Source organism: Erwinia sp. MYb416 (assembly GCF_037479575.1).
In the GTDB taxonomy this organism is placed as follows: domain Bacteria; phylum Pseudomonadota; class Gammaproteobacteria; order Enterobacterales; family Enterobacteriaceae; genus Erwinia; species Erwinia rhapontici.
This window is the reverse complement of the sequence record NZ_JBBGYT010000163.1, coordinates 1-724: the sequence shown is the minus strand read 5'-3', so window position 1 is coordinate 724 and position 724 is coordinate 1. Positions and strand designations below refer to the sequence as shown.

The window sequence follows — 724 nt, the reverse complement described above, 5'->3', positions numbered from 1 at the left end:
GGATTATCATGCGTCTTAGCCGTCATCATGCCGCGCTTGCTGCGGCTTATCTTGGCACTTTTCTTGCCTCGCTGGATATCAGCATTGTGAATGTCGCTTTGCCCACCATGCAGAGTGCGCTGGATACGGATATTGCCGGGTTGCAGTGGGTGGTCAATGCCTACGCCGTTTGCCTGTCTGCTTTTATGCTTTCTGCCGGTCCGCTGGCCGATCGTTACGGTCATAAACGTGCCTGGGTGAGCGGCGTCGTGCTGTTTACCGGCGGGTCTCTGCTGTGTGGTGTGGCACCCAGCCTCGGCATGCTGCTGACGGGGCGGGCCATTCAGGGCGTGTCGGCCGCGCTGCTGATTTCAGGGGCGATGCCCATCCTGACCCACGCGTTTCCTGATGCCCGCCAGCGCGCGCATGCCATCGGCGGGTGGTCGGCGTTTAGCGCGCTGGCGCTGATCCTCGGGCCGCTGCTGGGGGGCGTTCTGCTCCAGTGGCTGGGCTGGCAAAGTATCTTTCTGGTCAATATCCCACTGTGCCTGGTGGCGATTGCCGCAGGGCTGTGGGGGATACCGGAGCGTAAATATCCTGACCACGCGGCGCTGGATACGGCGGGCCAGCTGTTGGGGATTGTCGCATTAGGAACGCTGGCCTGGGGGATGATTGAGGCAGGGCAATACGGCTTTACCGGCAGACTTCCACTGGCGATTCTGGCCTGTGCCCTGGTGAGTTTTAT

At 61.2% G+C, this 724-nt stretch carries 1 protein-coding gene; it reads left to right on the top strand.

The window, feature by feature from the left end; translation table 11 throughout:
- Window positions 1-8: 8 nt before the first annotated feature.
- A partial coding sequence (locus tag WH277_RS01565; protein WP_339503979.1) for an MFS transporter occupies window positions 9-724 on the top strand: 716 nt, incomplete at its 3' end.